This window comes from Bacillus sp. AFS040349 (genome assembly GCF_002577655.1).
Classification (GTDB): Bacteria; Bacillota; Bacilli; order Bacillales; family Bacillaceae; genus Metabacillus.
On record NZ_NUMC01000140.1, the window covers coordinates 1 to 18350 of the forward strand.

At 35.0% G+C, this 18350-nt stretch carries 17 protein-coding genes; 1 reads left to right on the forward strand and 16 read right to left on the reverse strand.

The genetic code is table 11. The annotated features are described in order from the left end of the window. Positions 1-156 precede the first annotated feature (156 nt). The 4 genes from COD11_RS23455 to COD11_RS23470 all read right to left on the reverse strand — a co-directional run bounded on the left by COD11_RS23455 (position 157) and on the right by COD11_RS23470 (position 4962). On the reverse strand, positions 157-708 hold the full coding sequence (locus COD11_RS23455) for a glycerol-3-phosphate responsive antiterminator (protein ID WP_098799343.1): 552 nt from the start codon (positions 706-708) through the stop codon (positions 157-159). A gap of 14 nt (positions 709-722) precedes the next feature. After that, positions 723-2414: a glycerol-3-phosphate dehydrogenase/oxidase gene (locus COD11_RS23460; RefSeq protein WP_098799330.1), complete on the reverse strand. Its 1692-nt coding sequence runs from the start codon at positions 2412-2414 to the stop codon at positions 723-725. A 167-nt stretch (positions 2415-2581) separates the two neighbouring features. After that, entirely contained in the window at positions 2582-4108 is a 1527-nt protein-coding gene (glpK, locus tag COD11_RS23465) for a glycerol kinase GlpK (RefSeq protein ID WP_098799331.1), read from the reverse strand. A gap of 32 nt (positions 4109-4140) precedes the next feature. After that, entirely contained in the window at positions 4141-4962 is an 822-nt protein-coding gene (locus COD11_RS23470) for an MIP/aquaporin family protein (protein WP_098799332.1), read from the reverse strand. A 1241-nt stretch (positions 4963-6203) separates the two neighbouring features. Between COD11_RS23470 and COD11_RS28085 the strand changes: the two genes are divergently transcribed. Then, complete coding sequence (locus COD11_RS28085) at positions 6204-6284, forward strand: YnfA family protein (protein ID WP_311226016.1); 81 nt, start codon at positions 6204-6206, stop codon at positions 6282-6284. A gap of 1337 nt (positions 6285-7621) precedes the next feature. Here the strand turns inward: COD11_RS28085 and COD11_RS23480 are convergent. The 12 genes from COD11_RS23480 to COD11_RS23535 all read right to left on the reverse strand — a co-directional run bounded on the left by COD11_RS23480 (position 7622) and on the right by COD11_RS23535 (position 18310). Continuing rightward, complete coding sequence (locus COD11_RS23480) at positions 7622-8083, reverse strand: putative iron-sulfur cluster-binding metallochaperone (protein ID WP_098799333.1); 462 nt, start codon at positions 8081-8083, stop codon at positions 7622-7624. 156 nt (positions 8084-8239) lie between these two features. Further along, positions 8240-10369 (reverse strand): heavy metal translocating P-type ATPase, encoded by a 2130-nt coding sequence (locus tag COD11_RS23485; RefSeq protein ID WP_098799334.1) that lies wholly within the window; start codon positions 10367-10369, stop codon positions 8240-8242. Then, positions 10362-10730, reverse strand: a complete 369-nt coding sequence (locus tag COD11_RS23490; protein WP_066192486.1) for an ArsR/SmtB family transcription factor — start codon at positions 10728-10730, stop codon at positions 10362-10364. Before COD11_RS23490 ends, COD11_RS23485 begins: the two co-directional genes overlap by 8 nt. Positions 10731-10897: 167 nt before the next feature. Further along, positions 10898-11515 (reverse strand): CadD family cadmium resistance transporter, encoded by a 618-nt coding sequence (locus COD11_RS23495; protein WP_098799335.1) that lies wholly within the window; start codon positions 11513-11515, stop codon positions 10898-10900. Between the two features lie 25 nt (positions 11516-11540). Continuing rightward, positions 11541-12134: a class I SAM-dependent methyltransferase gene (locus COD11_RS23500; RefSeq protein WP_098799336.1), complete on the reverse strand. Its 594-nt coding sequence runs from the start codon at positions 12132-12134 to the stop codon at positions 11541-11543. A gap of 380 nt (positions 12135-12514) precedes the next feature. Continuing rightward, positions 12515-13216, reverse strand: coding sequence for a hypothetical protein (locus tag COD11_RS23505; RefSeq protein WP_098799337.1), 702 nt, complete (start codon positions 13214-13216; stop codon positions 12515-12517). 46 nt (positions 13217-13262) lie between these two features. Continuing rightward, positions 13263-14768: a UvrD-helicase domain-containing protein gene (locus tag COD11_RS23510; RefSeq protein ID WP_098799338.1), complete on the reverse strand. Its 1506-nt coding sequence runs from the start codon at positions 14766-14768 to the stop codon at positions 13263-13265. A gap of 5 nt (positions 14769-14773) precedes the next feature. After that, entirely contained in the window at positions 14774-16621 is a 1848-nt protein-coding gene (locus COD11_RS23515) for an ATP-dependent nuclease (RefSeq protein WP_098799339.1), read from the reverse strand. A gap of 236 nt (positions 16622-16857) precedes the next feature. Continuing rightward, positions 16858-17085: a hypothetical protein gene (locus COD11_RS23520; RefSeq protein WP_141549739.1), complete on the reverse strand. Its 228-nt coding sequence runs from the start codon at positions 17083-17085 to the stop codon at positions 16858-16860. After that, positions 17078-17350 (reverse strand): hypothetical protein, encoded by a 273-nt coding sequence (locus COD11_RS23525; protein WP_066192475.1) that lies wholly within the window; start codon positions 17348-17350, stop codon positions 17078-17080. Before COD11_RS23525 ends, COD11_RS23520 begins: the two co-directional genes overlap by 8 nt. Further along, entirely contained in the window at positions 17347-17802 is a 456-nt protein-coding gene (locus COD11_RS23530) for a hypothetical protein (RefSeq protein ID WP_098799341.1), read from the reverse strand. Before COD11_RS23530 ends, COD11_RS23525 begins: the two co-directional genes overlap by 4 nt. Positions 17803-17872: 70 nt before the next feature. After that, the gene (locus tag COD11_RS23535) at positions 17873-18310 is read right to left on the reverse strand and encodes a hypothetical protein (RefSeq protein ID WP_141549740.1); all 438 of its coding nucleotides are present in this window, start codon (positions 18308-18310) and stop codon (positions 17873-17875) included. Between the last annotated feature and the right edge of the window lie 40 nt (positions 18311-18350).

Below are 18350 nucleotides of genomic sequence, written 5' to 3' on the forward strand. Positions count from 1 at the left end.
TGGTCCATTTATGTCCCGATACCTCTTGTATCGAGACAGATCTTAGCTTGTTTACTGCATTTGTGTCCGATTCCGCTTATATCGTAGCAACTTTTCAGGCTATTTTTAATATCATTATTTCCAATAAAAATCGAGGTAAATCTCCCTCCTTACAAATCATATCCTCCACAATTCCTTTCGGGACGTTGTTACAGCATGTGCCCCCGCTTTTAACACACTAGTTACTTCATCATGACTTGTTATTAAACCGCCTGCTATTACAGGAATATTTGTTTCCTGACTTACTTTTTGAATCAAATGTGGTACACAGCCTGGTAGAACTTCTATAAAGTCAGGCTGAACCTTTTGCGCTAAGCTGTAACTTGTATCAATTGCCAACGTATCAAGCAAAAATAGCCGCTGAATCGATAAAATACCATTTTTCTTGGCTGTCTTTAATACACTTGCTCTTGTTGAAATAACTCCATCAGGCTTTATTTTTTGACACAAAAATTCTGCTGAGTACTCATCGTTTTTTAAACCTTGAATTAAGTCTGCATGTAAGAGGATTTTTTTATGATATGTCTTAGCTAGCTTCATAATATTATCTAATTGAGCAATATGCACTTCTAGCATAACGATAAACTCTACATTTCTATTAGAAAGGACCTGCTCAAAGTCCTTCATTGATTTAGTCGCGGGTAACACCTGTTGATTTTCAAACATCAGGGACCTCACCCTTTCTATACACTTTTAGCATGTGGGTGTTCATCTTCATCATATTCTACAGGAACAGTTGCATCATATATGTGCTTTTCTAACTCATCGCGGAAACGTTGTTCTTCTTCAAGCGACCAAGAGAAAATAGTTGCCATGTACTTTGTAACCGGTTCTTTCCACTTGATCACCCAATTTATATCAAAGAAAAGGGCACTAGTTCTTCTAATGAAGAAATCACATAGTGTTCCTACCATTTCTTGTTCAATTCCATAAATAAGGGATGCATATACTTCTAACGAAAGTCCAGCAGCCTCCGCTTCATGTCCACTATGTTTGATTACTTCATAGAGGGCAGAAATGTTTGATCCATATCGTTTTACTAGCTTCGTTGCTTCTTCCTCTGTTAAACCTAAATTTATCCCTTTTTGAACCTGTTCTTTCACGAAAGTAGGATACTGATTAGAACCACCAACATCTCCACCCGAAAGAACAATCTGGTCTGTGGTACATGCAGGGTAATTTTTTCCTCTTAGTTCTTCTAATACAAGGTTTACAACACCTTCCGCCATTTTACGATAACCTGTTAGCTTCCCTCCAGCAATTGTCACTAAGCCAGATGGTGAGACAAAGATTTCATCTTTTCTAGAAATCTCTGAAGGATCTTTTCCTTCTTCGTGAATAAGTGGACGTAAGCCTACCCAGCTTGACTCAACATCATTCGTTGTTAAGTTTAGATTGGGAAACATATAATTAGTAGCTTTTAGAATATAATCTCTGTCCTCTACTGTCATTCTTGGGTGGCTAATTGAGCCTTTGTAATTTGTATCAGTTGTGCCTACATACGCTTTGTTATCACGTGGTATAGCAAACATCATTCTACCGTCTTTAAAAGGGGTGTCAAAATACACTGCTTCTTTTAGAGGAAAACGTGACGAATCAATAACAAGATGAACACCTTTTGTTAAGTGTAAATATTTCCCTTTCTTTGATTTGTCTTTTTCTCTTAACGTATCAACCCATGGACCTGCAGCATTTACGATTTTCTTTGCGTAAATCTTCCGCTTTTCACCAGTTAGTAAATCCTGAATGTGAACTCCAACAACTTTTCCTTTGTTATAAATAAATTCTTCTGCTTTTGTATAATTTGCAGCCAAAACCCCTCTGTTTACCGCTTCTTTCATTACTTCTAATGTTAGTCGCGCATCATCTGTTCGATACTCAACATACACTCCGGATCCCTTTAAACCCTGTTCACGTAAGAGAGGCTCGCGTTCGATTGAATTTGTTTTGTTCAGCATTTTCCTTCTTTCAACCTTCTTAACTCCGGCTAAATAATCGTAAACTTTTAGGCCTATAGAAGTGGAAAACTTACCGAATGTTCCATTTTCAATGATCGGCAACATCATCCAAACAGGTGTTGTGACATGAGGGGCATTTTCATAGACAATTGCCCGCTCTTTCCCAACCTCTGCTACAAGCTTTACCTCAAATTGCTTTAAATAGCGCAAGCCTCCATGTACTAGTTTAGTAGATCGGCTAGAAGTACCTGCAGCAAAATCCTGCATCTCAATCAACCCTGTTTTTAAACCACGAACCTGGGCATCTAAAGCAATTCCTGTTCCTGTAATTCCCCCACCGATAACTAGTAGATCCAAAGAGTTTGCTTCCATTTCTTCTAAATATTTTGAACGATTTATGCTAGAAAACTGTGTCATTGTTTATCATCCTTTCAAATTGTAGGTAAAACAACAAAAAAGGGGACCACAACATGAACTGTAAAGAAATCCTTTTACAGCTTTGTTGTGGTCCCCTCAAAACGTCTCAAGACCAATTATTTATTAACTTTTAGTTATATATAGTATAGCAGTTTTTTTCTTAATTTTCAATTAAGTTGTTTGCTTTTACCCTTTTTATTTGGCTTAAAGCTCATTGTTGCCTTTACTGCTTCCTGCCAGCCTTCATATAACTCATTTCTTTGATCCTCATCCATAGTAGGATCAAATGATTGGTCTACCTTCCATTGTGAGGCAATTTCTTCGCGGTCCTTCCAGAAGCCTACTGCTAAACCTGCTAAATATGCAGCTCCTAAAGCTGTTGTTTCATTTATTACTGGACGTTCTACTGGAACATTGAGAAGATCACTTTGGAAATGCATGAGCATATTGTTTTTCACTGCTCCACCATCTACGCGTAACTTTTTCAGTTCAATTCCTGAGTCTGCTTCCATTGCTGTTAAAACATCCTTTGTTTGATAAGCAAGAGATTCAAGGGTTGCACGTACAAAATGTTCTTTCGTTGTTCCACGAGTTAAACCAAACACTGCACCACGTGCATCACTATCCCAATAAGGTGTACCTAATCCTACGAAAGCAGGAACCACATATACGCCATCAGTCGAATCGGCTTTTGAAGCATAGTCTTCAGATTGTGGAGCATTTTCAATCATTTTAATTCCATCACGTAACCATTGAATGGCAGACCCTGCAACAAAGATACTTCCTTCTAGAGCATACTCCACTTTCCCATCAATGCCCCAAGCGATTGTTGTTAACAATCCATTTGCTGATGGAACTGCTTTTTCACCTGTATTCATTAACATAAAGCAGCCTGTTCCATATGTGTTTTTCGCCATTCCTTTTTCATAGCAGGCCTGCCCAAACAATGCAGCCTGCTGGTCACCTGCCACCCCTGCAATTGGAACAGCTTCACCAAAAAAGTGATAATCAACAGTTTCTGCGTAAACTTCTGATGAAGAACAAACTTCAGGTAGCATTGATTGTGGAATATCTAGAATGCCTAGGATTTCTTTATCCCATTCTAGACTGTATATATTATACATAAGTGTTCTAGACGCATTTGTATAGTCAGTAACATGCTTCTGCCCACCTGATAGTTTCCATATCAACCATGTATCAATTGTTCCAAATAAAAGTTTCCCTTCGTTCGCTTTTTCTCTTGCACCTTCAACATGATCCAAAATCCACTTTACCTTTGTTCCTGAAAAATAGGCATCTATTAATAATCCTGTTTTTTCACGAAAAAGATCATTATAACCTTTTTCTTTTAACTCTTCACAAATGTCCGCAGTTTGCCTTGATTGCCAGACAATAGCATTGTAGACAGGCTTGCCAGTCTCACGGTCCCATACGACAGCTGTTTCCCGTTGATTTGTAATTCCAATACTAGCAATTTCTTTTGGCGAAATATCCTTTTTAGCAAGAACTTCTGCAATAACTGCTAAGATCGAACTCCAAATTTCTTGTGGATTATGTTCCACCCAGCCTGGTTTAGGAAAATATTGTGGAAACTCTCTTTGAGCTACCTCAACAATTTCACCCTTTTTATTAAATAGAATAGCTCTAGAGCTTGTTGTACCCTGATCTAATGATAAAATATACTTCTTTTCCATATGATTACCTCCGATATTCGTAGTTTATATATTTACATTACTTCTTGTTTTTTTGCTTCAAATCCTTTATTTGTGTGAGATACTTTTACAACTAACGCAATAACTGCTAATATTCCTATTAAAATATAAAGGGCGTTATTAGTTCCACCAACAAACACAGCGTGATGAAATTGAGCACCAAGAACACCACCAACGATTGGACCAATAACAGGAATCCAAGCATATTTCCAGTTAGAAGAGCCTTTCCCTGCAATCGGGAGTAAAAAGTGTGCAATACGTGGACCTAAGTCACGTGCTGGATTAATGGCATACCCTGTTGTACCACCTAGTGATAATCCAATGGCTGTGATAAAGAAACCAACTATAATTGGATTTAACCCTTCTGTAAACTCGTTAGCACCAATAGATAAGAGACCAAAAATTAAAACAGCTGTACCTAACACTTCACTTATAAAGTTAGAAGGTGTATGTGCAATGGCTGGGTCTGTAGAAAACACTGCTAATTTTGCAGCTTTATCTTCTGTTGCCTGCCAATGCGGGTAATAGTATAACCATACAATCGTAGCACCTAGAAATGCCCCGATCATTTGCCCCGCGATATATGATGGAACATCTGCCCATGGGAACTCGCCAATAGAGGCGAAACCAATTGTAACCGCTGGATTTAAATGTGCACCGCTTACACTTCCAACCGCATAAGCTCCAAATGCTACTGCAAACCCCCAACCTAGAGTAATGACAATCCAACCAGAGTCCTGTGCTTTTGATTTATTAAGCACAACACCACCTACTACACCACCACCGAAAATAATCAAAATCATTGTTCCTATAACTTCCCCTAAAAATGCTGACACTGTGAATCCCCCTTCATTTTCTTTTATAAAAAAACTTGAATGCATTGTGCTGAAAAGAAAAAGACAGCCACCTGCATTAATAGGATACAAAATCCCCTATTAAAGCAAATGGCTGTCTCTCAATAACTCATCAGCACGATTCTTAACTTGTTAACATTATTATAAGTGTAGTGGTTTATTTTGTAAACGCTTTTTTACAAAAAAATTATATACTAATAGATTGACTGAATAAGAATACACTAGTTTTACCCTCTTTTTATTGTGAAAAAGGTAAAAAGCAGTCTTTTCTCGATAAGTAAACAATGAACCGCCTACTGTTCACACATAAAAAACAATGTCCCTTCTCTTCCTCCTGCCTTCTCCCCCTCAAATCCTTGTCCTGTTTAGGCTCACGCCCTTTCTCCATCTTCTGGAATACAAAAAAGTTTGTCCTTCCTTTTCCCCCACTTTTGCTCAAACTTGTACCGAATTTTCAAGGTCTCAGACATAAAAAACTTTGTCCAAACATCCTGTATTTCTCCTGCTTTTTCTCACGCTTTTTCCCCTGCCTTTCTTGTCTTCCTCCTGCATTTTCTCCTGACTTTCTTCGCCATTTTTCTCATGCACTTTCCTACCCAAACACTTGGTTTATCGGTATTTTTCAGGCTTTTAATCAAACGTTTGATTAAATCTTGCTAACATACCAACGGTACGTATCCTCGCTTTTTCTCCTGCCTTTTTTCATACAAAAAAGACCGAAGGGCGACCAGGTGTTAAATTAGAATAAAGTTTGCAGAAGCGAGGAATCACGTTCACCCCTTGCCACATCTGACTTCAAAGGCATTACCCAACTTATTTCATGAGAATAAAGTTTGCTCAAAGATTTGCCCATTTTCAGCCGAAAAGTAACTCTAAAAGTAAAAAAGATAAGAATAAAGTTTGCTTAAACATAGTGGAGAGACCACCATACTAGGGGAGTGACCAAAACCCAATTAGGGCACCTAACGGTGCCCCCTGTACCATAACCGATTCTTGCCTTCTAATCTGGTGCCTATGCAATTGTATTTTTTAAATTTGTTGGAATTGCCGAAATTGGTGGAGGGGGATCTTAATTGGCTATGGTTAAGAGAAGATAAGCCATTAATGGGGTGTTTTCGGAGGAGTTGCCTTGGCGTAATAAGGTGGTAATTACTACATTTCGAACATTCCCATGCGGAGTATATGCTGCTATGGAGGAGTCCTTCCGTATTTGAGGATGGGGTATACCTTATTTATACGATTGGATAGATGCTGGTATCTGTTTAGTGGGTGTTTCAGTAATGATATTCGCACCTCGCCAATAAATGAGGTATCGAAGATACCTTTAATCCATCGGCCTCATACATAGCACCTTACGGTTTCTCATATACCACCGTCAATCCCATACTTTCCACGTTACCCATACATAATTATTTATTTTTATTTTTTAATAATTTCTTTATGGGCGAGTGCTTATGTCTGAAGCACGGTATACCTTCATGGACGTGGGCTTTCCTTGGAAGATGAAGCACTCTACTATACCTTACGGTTTTGCCTGTACCACCGCCGTTTCCATACTTACCTCCTGACCCCATACCTAATTATTTATATATATTTATTTTTAAGGGCGAGGACCTTGCTTGGGGCATGTTACACGTTGCTGGACGTGGGCTTCCCTTGAAAGATGGAGCACTCTACTATACCTTGCGGTTTCCCCTGTACCACCGCCATTCCCCATACTTACCAAATTGACCTATGCCTAATTATTTATATATTTATTTGTTTTTTTATGGGCGAGAACCTTGCTTGTGGCGTGTTGCACGTTGCTGGACGTGGGCTTTCCTTAATTGGTTTGGTTCTATTACTACTCATTCAAAGTGATACACGAACACCCCTTGTGATGTCTTTATTCTTAGATATTATCTAACCCGAAAGGGATACCTTAACCCCCACGAAAAACCTTTGCTAGCCTATAAAAAACATAAAAAAACCCCGTGAATATACCCATACTATGGATACACCCACGAGACTTCGTGCAAACTTTTTTCTTCTTATGCAGACTTTTTTCTCATTCTGCAAACTTTATTCTGATTCAACATATTTATCTGTGTACAATTTGTAGAAAAAGAAACGACAGAAATAATATAGACTATCACTAATTGAGTAAGCATAATCCCCCTTCTTTCTATTGAAACCAATATAAAAAAGAAAGGAGCGCTTTGGTATGTATTTGGGAATTAAAAAATGCTATAAATGGCATTATCTTTTATGAATGTAAAAAGAGCCAAAATACGAAAGTAGTGTATTTAGGCTCTTTATGAAGTAACGCACCATTATATGTAGTATGGTATTTGACCTAATTCAACGTAAATGAAGATATAAAAACAGCCTATTTACTAACTATTTTTACTTATTATATTTAGTAAATAATAGTTTTCAACGTAAACAACGATAGGGCTTTACTTGGAGGGGTGGGTATGATAGGCTGGTTTGCCTACTGAAACACGTGCTTCAGCCTTTCAAGACAAATCATACCCACAGAGTCTCCAAGTCAAGTCCTTAAACGCTTTTCTATGGTTACATGTAAACAGTATAAAGGGTGCACCATATCAGTGCTTTGAAAAGGATACTATATATAAGGGACGTTAGTTGAAGATTCAAATTAACTTTTAATACTTTTTATATACTTTGTAACATTACCCAAACAGCAACTTCCTTGTGGATTGTTTACCTCACAACCACATCGGTTTTCCTTTATGTTTTCTCGAATATGTTCAATTGGATTAGGAGAAAGTTCTTGTTTTACATATTTCTTAATTTTCTCTTTTGTCCAGTCAAAGCAATAGCAAATAGGTGTTATTACATAGTCATCTTTTTGATGTACTGCTACCTTTATGTCAGATGTAAGATATTTCTTATTATCAGCATCAAAATAAACTACATCACACTCTTTACTTAAACAGAAATAGTGATTTACATTCGCATTTAAAGTTTCTAATGCAGTCGGTTTAAGTAATGATTTTAGTGTAATCAACTTTACGTTTTTTGCTTTATTATTACAAGATGGGCAAGCACCATTATTTTCCGTTACCACTTCATTAACCTTACTACTACAACAATCCATCGTTCTCCCACCTTTATTTAAACCGCCCTATAGTAATAACTTCAACAAAAAGAGCGTAAATCATTGTCGGATCAACGCACCCTTTAGTTTAATAAGAATTACACTAGGCAAAAAGGCAAGGGAACAAAAATTTTCCCTTGCTATGAAACCTTATTTTTATTCTTTAACCTTTAGTAATCTTAAACTGTTTAATGTAACAAGCAATGTTGCGCCCATATCGGCAAATATAGCAATCCATAGGGTCAACCATCCGGGCATAACTAATAGTAATGCCACTAATTTAATGGCTAAAGAGAAGGTAATGTTTTGCTTGATAATGGTTAATGCCTTACGGCTTAATTTAATGGTATATGGCAACTTGCTTAAATCATCAGACATTAATGCAATATCGGCTGTTTCTAGTGCTGTATCAGTTCCAGCACCACCCATCGCTACACCGACCGTTGAAGCCGCAAGTGCTGGTGCATCATTTACACCATCTCCTACCATTGCCACACTTTGATGCTTTCCACGAAGTTCTTTAATAAAGTTTAATTTATCTTCTGGAAGTAAATCGGCTTTAATATCTGAAACACCAACCTGTTTCCCAATGGCTTCTGCTGTTCGTTTATTGTCACCAGTCAGCATTACTGTTTCAATTCCCATATGATTCAATTTGTTGATGACTTCTTTTGATGTTTCTCTCATTTCATCTGCTACGGCAATTAGCGAAAGGATTTCTTTATCCGTTCCCAAAACCATCACCGTTTTTCCTTCTATTTGCATACGAGTAATTTTCTCTTGAATGGTACTTTCAATTGTTTGATGCAATTCTTCAAACAAATTTGGACTTCCGACATAATACATTTCATTATTTACTCTTGCTTTTACACCTTTACCCGTAATTGATTGAAAGTCTTCTACCGACATTCCATTAAAGTTCAAGCCGTTTTCTTCTGCTTTTCTTATAATGGCTGAAGCAAGTGGATGTTGTGATCCTTTTTCAATGGCTGCTGTAACTGCAAGCAATTCGTTTTTATCGTCACCATATGTCACGATGTCTGTTACAGTAGGAATTCCTTTTGTTAATGTTCCTGTTTTATCAAAAGCAATGGCTTTAAGGGCTCCTGCTTCTTCTAAATGAATACCACCTTTAATTAAAACACCATTTTTCGCTGCATTTCCAATAGCAGTAACAATCGATACCGGCGTGGAAACAACTAAAGCACACGGACAACCAACAACTAAAACTGCCAACCCTTGATAAATCCATTCACTCCAATCCCCACCAAATAATGGAGGTATAACAGCGATTAAAAGGGCCAAAATCATAATAGATGGTGTATAGTATTTCGCAAATTTATCGACAAATGCTTGAGAAGGTGCTCGTTCTGCTTGTGCTTCTTCTACAAGATGAATAATTTTTGAAAGAGTAGTATCTTCCACTCGTTTGGTTACTTTAACTTCGAGCAATCCTTCTTCATTTAATGTTCCCGCAAACACTTCATCATCAATTGTTTTTGTTACCGGAACACTTTCCCCAGTAATTGCAGCCTGATTTAATGTTGAAGTTCCTTTGATAACTACTCCATCCATTGCTAACTTTTGACCCGGTTTTACAATCATAATGTCTCCAACTTGAACATCATCAACGTGGATTATCATTTCTTCATTCCCACGACGGACTAATGCTTCTTTTGGAGCAATATCCATCAATGATTCAATGGATTGACGAGCCTTATCCATTGAATAGCGCTCTAATGCTTCACTAATCGCAAATAGGATAACAACAGTTGCACCTTCACCCCATTCACCAATGATTGCAGCACCTATAATGGCAATCGTCATTAGTGTATTCATATCAAATTGTAATCTGCTTAAATTTTTTAGACCTTTAATAAACAGCGAATATCCACCAATTAACATGGATGCTGCATAACCAATAGTTGGAAGAATATGCTCTTCCCCGTATTGCGCCCCTAAAAACCAACTAATCAACAGTAATATCGCTGAAATATAGACCTTAATATTTTCTTTTTGCTTCCAGAATGGTTCACGTTCTACTCTCTGTTCTTTTTCATCCCGAATCTTTAAATTTTCAAATGCTCCTGCTTTTTCTAGTTCTTCAATCGTTGCAGTACCTTTCACATACACTTTAGATGCTCCAAAATTTACTTTCGCATCATCAACACCGGGCAATTCTTTTACATTATTTTCAAAAATGGCTGCACAATTTACACAAGTAAATCCTTGAACACGATATGCTTTCATTTCTTCTTCAGTTAAATTGGGTTGTTGATTAGACATTGACTTTCACCTCTTTCTTATGTGCTAACGCAATAGTGATTAATTGCTTGATGTGGTCATCATCTAGTGAGTAAAACGCTAATTTGCCTTCTTTTCGGTATTTTACAATCCCTTGTTTATGAAGAGTTCGTAGGTGATGAGATGCTGTTGCAACGGTAGAACCTATAATATTGGCGACATCACACACACATAGTTCGTCATCTTGACATAAAGCAAAGGATATTTTTGCTCTGTTTTCATCTGCAAGTGCTTTAAATAATAAGGCAACACTAGACATATCCTCTTTTTCTAATTCGCCTTGTATTCGATTAACTTTTTCTTCGTCATAACAATAAATTTCACAAGTATCCTTCTTACCCATTAGTTTCACTCCCTTTTCATTCAAATATTCATTTGAATATATTATAACCCTTTTTTATCTTTATTCAAACATTTATTTGAATGAAATAAAAACAAAAATGCTTGGATAAAAAATCCAAGCACTTTTTCTTAACTGCTTTCGTCTGATTCAACCCAATTACCTGTTTGTTAAAATAGGAATGAGAACAAGGCATTGAATGTCCCATTTTCATACATAATATAAATTCCTAATCCTATAAAGACAATTGGAACAATCCAACGTTCATACTTTTCTATTTTTTCCGATACGAATTCCAAGTGTGCTAAACGATAGCCCACGTAGAGTAAAACCCCAATCATTATTAAAAAGACAATAATAGAGACAATGATTTCAGTCCCATTTAATGTTGTGAAATACGGTACATAAATGGAAAAGTCATCCGCACTGGAAGACAATACAATAAAAGTGACCGTTAGAAATAATTGATTAAACCTACCTGATGAAAATAAGGACAAAATGTTGCTTTCATCTTCATCTTGTTCTCCTTTAATCCATATTTTTATTCCTAAATAAATTGGTAAAAGTCCAAGAAGTCCTATAACCCATTGTTGAGGGATCAAGTTGGCAACACCTAAAGAAACTAAAAGACTTGCTCCTATAACAATTATCGTTCCAACATACTTTCCTATCCAAATATGTATTTCCTGTCCTTTTTTTATTTGCGAAAACAATAGAATTAAAATAACAAGATAATCAATCCCTGTCGCTACATAAATAGTTGCGGCTGTAAGTATCGTTGTTATCATTTATTTACCTCCAAAATTTCAATTTTTAATTTTTTAAACAAAGGAAAGACCCGACTCCCTTTGAAATAATTCTTTTTTGTTCTAAAATATCGAACCCTGTTTCCTCAAGATGATTTGTAAATTCATCCCAAGTAAAGTAGGCTTCTGGCGGATGATCTAATTTAAAATAAGTGGCAAAAAAATGAGAAGCATCTTTATTCAAATCTTCGACTAAAAGTACCCCTCCAGACTTTAAAACTCGATAAAGTTCTGTAATAGCATCTTTCCATTGAGGAATATGATGCAGTATTCCGAAAACAAAAACAGCATCAAACTTATCGGAGTCTAAATGTGTTTCTAACACGCTGCCAACAAAGAAATTTAATTCGGGATATGCTTGTTTTGCCTTTTCAATTTGTGATGGCATAATATCGAACCCTATCAATTCAGCAGGACTAAATTCTTGAATTAACTTTGTACTATATCCTGATCCACACCCAGCATCTAATACTACTTTTCCCTCCAAAGAAAGATTATTCTTATCTAAAAACTCTTTAAAGGTTTTAAACTCAATGTTCTTTTGAAGCCATTTCCTCATTGGATTATTCATCAAATGAAATTCGATTTTATTTAATTCCATAACAATCACCCCTTTATTCAAATATTCATTTGAATGTATTATATCAAATTCATTTTATTATTCAAATATGCATTTGAATAAAATTACAAAATTTACATAAAAAAAGAATTGGAAAAGTCCCAATTCTAATACAAACTTTGTTAAATTATCCTGCCGGTTAATACAAAAAGCACTGCCTTACAAATATGTATAAATATAAGCATATAAGCGTTTATACGTTAATGTATTGAGAAATGATTCAAAATGATTTATAAACATAAACATACTGCCAAAACCTACATCATTTAAATGCCAGAAACATTTTGGTATTCAATTTCCATTTAAATGCTTTGATTTCGGATATTTACCCACCGAAAGTAACGTTACAACTCTACTACATTTTATTTTGAAACTGCTTGTTCCAAATGCTTATTCATTTCAATAAGAGTACCTGTTTCATTATTTACCGAAAGAACCTTTCCATCAATGCTATATTCTTCACCAATTCGCAAGTCCGGGTCTTCTTGTTTTAGTAACTCCAAACATTTATATGTAGAGATAAGTTGACCTCTACAGAATTCAATAAAATTCTGGTTAGACATTCCATTAACGGAATAAATTTTAGATTGTTCAACTCCTGTATAATATCCAGTCAATTCCTGCATAAGGGAATTGGAAAAATATTGTGCACATTGCGCATTAATTTCCTTCCAAGTATCCATTCTGGTATGAACTACTATATGACCCCTTGAAGTCTTGTCAATCGATACCCCGCCACTAATCAAATAATGTCTTAGTTTTTCCTTTAAATTTATGTTCTCCCCATTTTGCAAATAGTACTGGGAAAAAACATATATAAATGAATTCATATATATTTCACTATTAACCAAGTAAATAAGATTCTTTTTTACAGTATCTTCCTTGTATTTTCTATCTTTATATTCATTATAAGAATGCTCGATTGTTTTATTTGATGCCTTAGAGAGACTTGCCGTTAAATAGACATATACCCCCGTAATAGAGACCAATAAAATATTTATTAATACTGTTAATGCTCCATTATTTTCATTTAGAAAATTTATACCTTCTTGTATAAGGCTCATATTGGTTGCTTCTCCTTTTCCCCAATTGCTGGAACCATATCTACATTTAGAGGGTTAAGTTCTTTTTTAATTCATCATCAATTTCTTCTAAACAAGCAATACATAAAAATTCTTTTGCTCTACTAAATGCAACATACCCAATTCTACAAGTATCTTGCTTGTCTCCAAACCTTAATTGCTTGTCCACTTCTAGCCATTTTTTTAACTCATTTTTACTCTTTGCAATTACTAGAACCGCATCAGCCTGTAATCCCTTTGATTTGTGAATGGTAAGATGATAATCTTTAATTTCTTTAATACTGCTAGAGTATTGCAGTTCGAGATTAATCTTGTTAATAAATCCCTCTGCAATATGGTCTGGATTATGTTGTACCTTTTTATGAACAGATTTATAAGGATCGCATTTGAAGTTTGTTTTTAACAATGAGATTATCTCACTGCTATTTATAAATGGATTTGATTTAATGCTTTCTACTATTTTAAAGCAGAGTTGTCTATAGGCTAAATCATCTATTCCCAACTCCATCATAATACTTGTCCTGCTCTTATTTAAGATTTCGCAAATGAACGTTGAACACTCTCTTAATAACTGTATTGAATTAGAATCGCTATCATCTTTTTGAACCAATCCATATTCATTTTCAACTGTCTTAAATGTGCTGCGTCTGTATCCCAAAAAGAATCTTGTTGATGGGCTATTTTCACACATGGTTCTATCATTACACAGGGAATTAAATGAATTAATAATCTCCCGCAAATCATAAGTATCCGAAATAAAAGTCACTTTATTATTGGTGTTATTATCCTCATTTGTTTTTTGTTGAGTGATTGATGTATGGAAGTTATTAATAAAATCAATAATTGTTAAACTTGACCTATTATTACTATCCAGATATTCCTTATCAATAGTTCCACTGTTTATCGCTTTATATATTGGCCGCTTATCTAAAGTTTGAATTTGACCACCTTGATTTTGAAAAGTCATTATACTTTGCTCCGGATCACCTACAAAATACATTTCCGTTGCGGATGCTTTTCTTATTTCTTCAAAAATATTAAACTGTCCTGAGTTTGCATCTTGAAATTCATCCACAAATAAAAATTGTAGCCTTTGAGAAACAAGTTCTCTAATCTTTTTGTTTTCTTTTAATAAATTACTAGATAATGACACAATTTTTTCATAGGGAACTACTCCCTTTTTCACGATATTATTCTTAATAATGTTCTCTTCTTTTCTGTCATTGGCCTTTATACTCACATCTTTATAAACAACCTGCTCTGGTAAAACACCTTGAACCACCCCAAATGGTTTAAGTATAAAACGCACTAAAAAACTATGAATAGTTCCAATAAAGACATTTGGGGGAATAACCGTTTTCTCCATTAAGCGTTCCTTAATTTCATTAGTTGCAGAGTTTGTGTACGTAATTACAGCAAGAAATCTATGGTGTTCAAGCAATGGTAGTCTATTGATCACTTTTTCAATTATATAATGAGTTTTCCCTGCACCCGGTCCAGCAATGACTAGTGTAGGTTTTATTTTTTTAGCCATAAACTTTACCCCTTTATAAACTCGAATGCGTTTTTAATATACTTTGGGATCTTGAATTCCACATCTTCTTTCTTTAATTCGTCACAAAGATTAAAGGCAAATTCAGATTTATATTCCTCTACTAATTCAAAAAATGAATTTGTATCAATTTCCTTGTCCCCAATTTCTGCAATATATTTTGGTCCGTTTATAGGTCTAGTTGCTTTCAGTGCATTTAATAATAACTCTTTACCTTTACCACTTTTGTTAGCACTTATTAATTCCTTTTCAAATGTCTCTTTGTTCACTTCAACTTTTATAGGGCCATCTGTAGTTTCATATTCTTTTTTTAGATTATCCGCACGATTTTCCGTCTTCTTTCCAACATCTCCGTCTGTAAGCACTGCACATTTAATAAAATAACCATTTTTTACAATCTCTAAGAAGTGCTTAAAAGCAACCCCATTTACATTAACTATGTTGCAGCCTATACTTTCTATTGATTTTTTGGAAAATAATTGGTAAATTACAGGTACAATAATTTCTTCCGCAATTCCTTCTACCAAAATGATCCTTCGTGCATAGAACATACTAGACTTTGTAGCATCTAAGTACTTCCCAAGATAATGCCGGTGAACCTTCCCCTTTTTATCATTTCCAAACCCATCAAGTAAAAAATGTTCTTTTACTTTACCACTTTCATTAAATAAAACTACCATATTGTCCATATTTAAAGCACTTGTTATATGGGTAGAATGCGATGTTAATATAATCTGCAAATCTTCTCTTTTTTCGTTTATTGATTGTATATTGCTAGCAAGATGCCTTTGTAAATGCGGGTGCAAATGTGCTTCAGGCTCTTCGATACCTACAATTCGGAAACAAGTATCAATATTATCATCTGGTGCCAAGCGGGAAAGGATTAAGGAAATATATAAAAGGTTATTTCTTCCCAATCCATTTCTATCAATGCTGATTGGCTCTTGACCATAGATTAGGCTTAACTTTTTTAGAATTTCTCCTGTTTCTAATGTTGAAAAGTGAAAATCAACATTATTACTGCCTGTTGTTTCTTGCAATGATATCTTTTCTAATTGCTCTATCAGTGTCTTTCTTATATTTTTCAGTTGTTCGTTATCTTTAATTTTTTCGTCAAGATTGCTCAGAACTCCCTTTATGTCTTCATAGGCTGTTTCGTCATTTTGGTTTAGAACCCTAAATAACAATTTGTAATCACCGTTAGCAATTAACTCCCTTTTTGCATCACGAAGAGCATCCAGTAGTTCTAGTTTCAACATTCCAAGGAAATAAGGATCAACACGATTAGTACTGTCATTTCCACCATAAATGAGATATTGATATTTTTTTATTGGAAATTCAATAAAATTTAAAAGTTTCTCTTCTTGCCACTCTTTATTTTCTTCTTTTAACTTTTGTATATATTCTCTTTGTTGTTCAACCCACTCTTTACAATTAAAGCCGTTAGAAGGTTTAAACAAATACGTCAGTTTAGCCTTATTCATAGAGTTGTCAGAAAACCAATCACCAACAACTGATAATTGTTTAGTATCCATCTCCTCAAATGTGAGTTGAACTTCTACTTCTGGAAATTTAACATTTTTGGGAGTAATCGTTGTATCTAATACATCCTCCTTGAATTTGATTCTAGATTTATAGTTTATATCATCCAACTGCAACATTCGTTTTCTTAACATTGTAATATCCTGACTTAAAATGAGACCAATTGATTCTAGTAAATTAGTTTTACCAATGTTGTTTTCACCAATTATAGTCGTAAACTTTTTTAACTTAGTCTTAAAGGGTTCGTTCCCAAAATTCCGATAATTTTTGATTGAGATATGAGAAATATACACTTCAACAATCCTCCAATAGTCTTAAATATCCACCATTTAACATTAGCATAAATAAGTAGACAACCTCTATAAAATAATAGTAGAAAGAAGTCTGTAGTATAAATAACAAGCAAAAACACCCAAATCTTTAAAATCACAGTGTTAAATATAAAACCACCTATGCCCAGTCGCCCCTTTTAATGCATGTGCTGTTTCTAAACAACAAAAAAGGCAAGGAGTTTATCCCTACCTCTTTTCTATTCAAATACCACATACTTCCTTAACACTTTCATAGCACGGTCTGCGTCTTCGTCAGTTCTAATATTTATACCAGATAGTTCATTTGTAATTTTCCTTATGATATCACTTACCCTCCTATCAACTAATTGCAATTCACAACATAATTCTGAAACCCGATGAAAATTAACACTAAACTCCATACGCTTGTCTTCCATTGGAACCAATTTTAAATACAATTTACTCATCATAATTCTCCTCCCCATCAAGTTGGGCTCTAAGAGAATAATAGGCGTCCATATTTTCAATTGTTACGTACTCATTGACTAAATCAAGAACTTCCTCATAACTTTTCAAACCATCATGTTTAAACCGATAATTCAGTTCCTCACACTTATCAAATTCCTCTAAATATTCAAGCATTGCTTCTGCTTTCCACATTACATGATAGACATTTCCCTCTGGACCTGACCAATCGATTTTTATAATTGGTCTACCATATTTTGTTTTCAAATTGCCACCCCCTCATCAGTTGCTAAATTAATTGGGAAGTAGCAAAGGTTCGGGATTTTATTCCTTTTCCTTAACTTCACATACTCTCTCGCTGTCATCTCTTTCATTATCATTGAATTATTTTCGCCATAGAAAGCAAATATGAAGTCAATATTTTTCATAGACATTCTTTCAAGTGTCTGTAAACTAAACACATTTAAGATAATTGGACCGAAAGTAAGTATAGTTTCATTAAACCTTAAAGATGTAACATATTCCGTCATATCCAGAGGCTTATAGTAATAGATAAGTTCTTGCATTGGTTTAGAGAAAATATCAAACTTACTAATGGCAAGGCCCTTCTCTTCCGAAAATTTAATCAGTTCATGCTTATGTTCACTAAACTCCTCTTGAACCTCATGTTCATTATTGTTCTTTCTAATCAATACAGATAGTGCTCTAACTTCTTTCATGTTAACACGCTCCTAATAGTTTTTTTGAAGTTCGACATAGTTAAAAAATTATTCTTTCACCGATTCTAGTTCAGATTCGAAATATCCTATACCTTCTATAATCTTTCTTTTTAAAATAATTCTTTACTTCCTTTTCAAGATCACTAAAATGGTATTTAAGACTTGCATAAGTTGGAATTCCTACAAGTAATCCTAAAATTGTGATAAGCGCTTTGTCATCGATGTTCATTAGAATATTAACCACAAGCATGATGGTTAAACATGACAAGAATATAATCCATCGGGTCATTCTTTTATTTACCCCTCCATGTAGTTTTATTTTCCCTGACAGAACTCCCGCAGCCGTGCCCCCGATGTATAAAAGCCAAGTTTCTTGTGTCATTTTAAACTCGCCTAAAAAAAGTACGAGTGGGTAAGTTAGAACGGTTATGAACATCATTGTGACGATTTTTCCAATTAGCAAGGCTATCTTTGCAGTTTTTTCACTTTTGAACCGTGGTTTTATCATTTTTTTACCTCCCATTTTTCATTCGTATTGTCAAAACTTC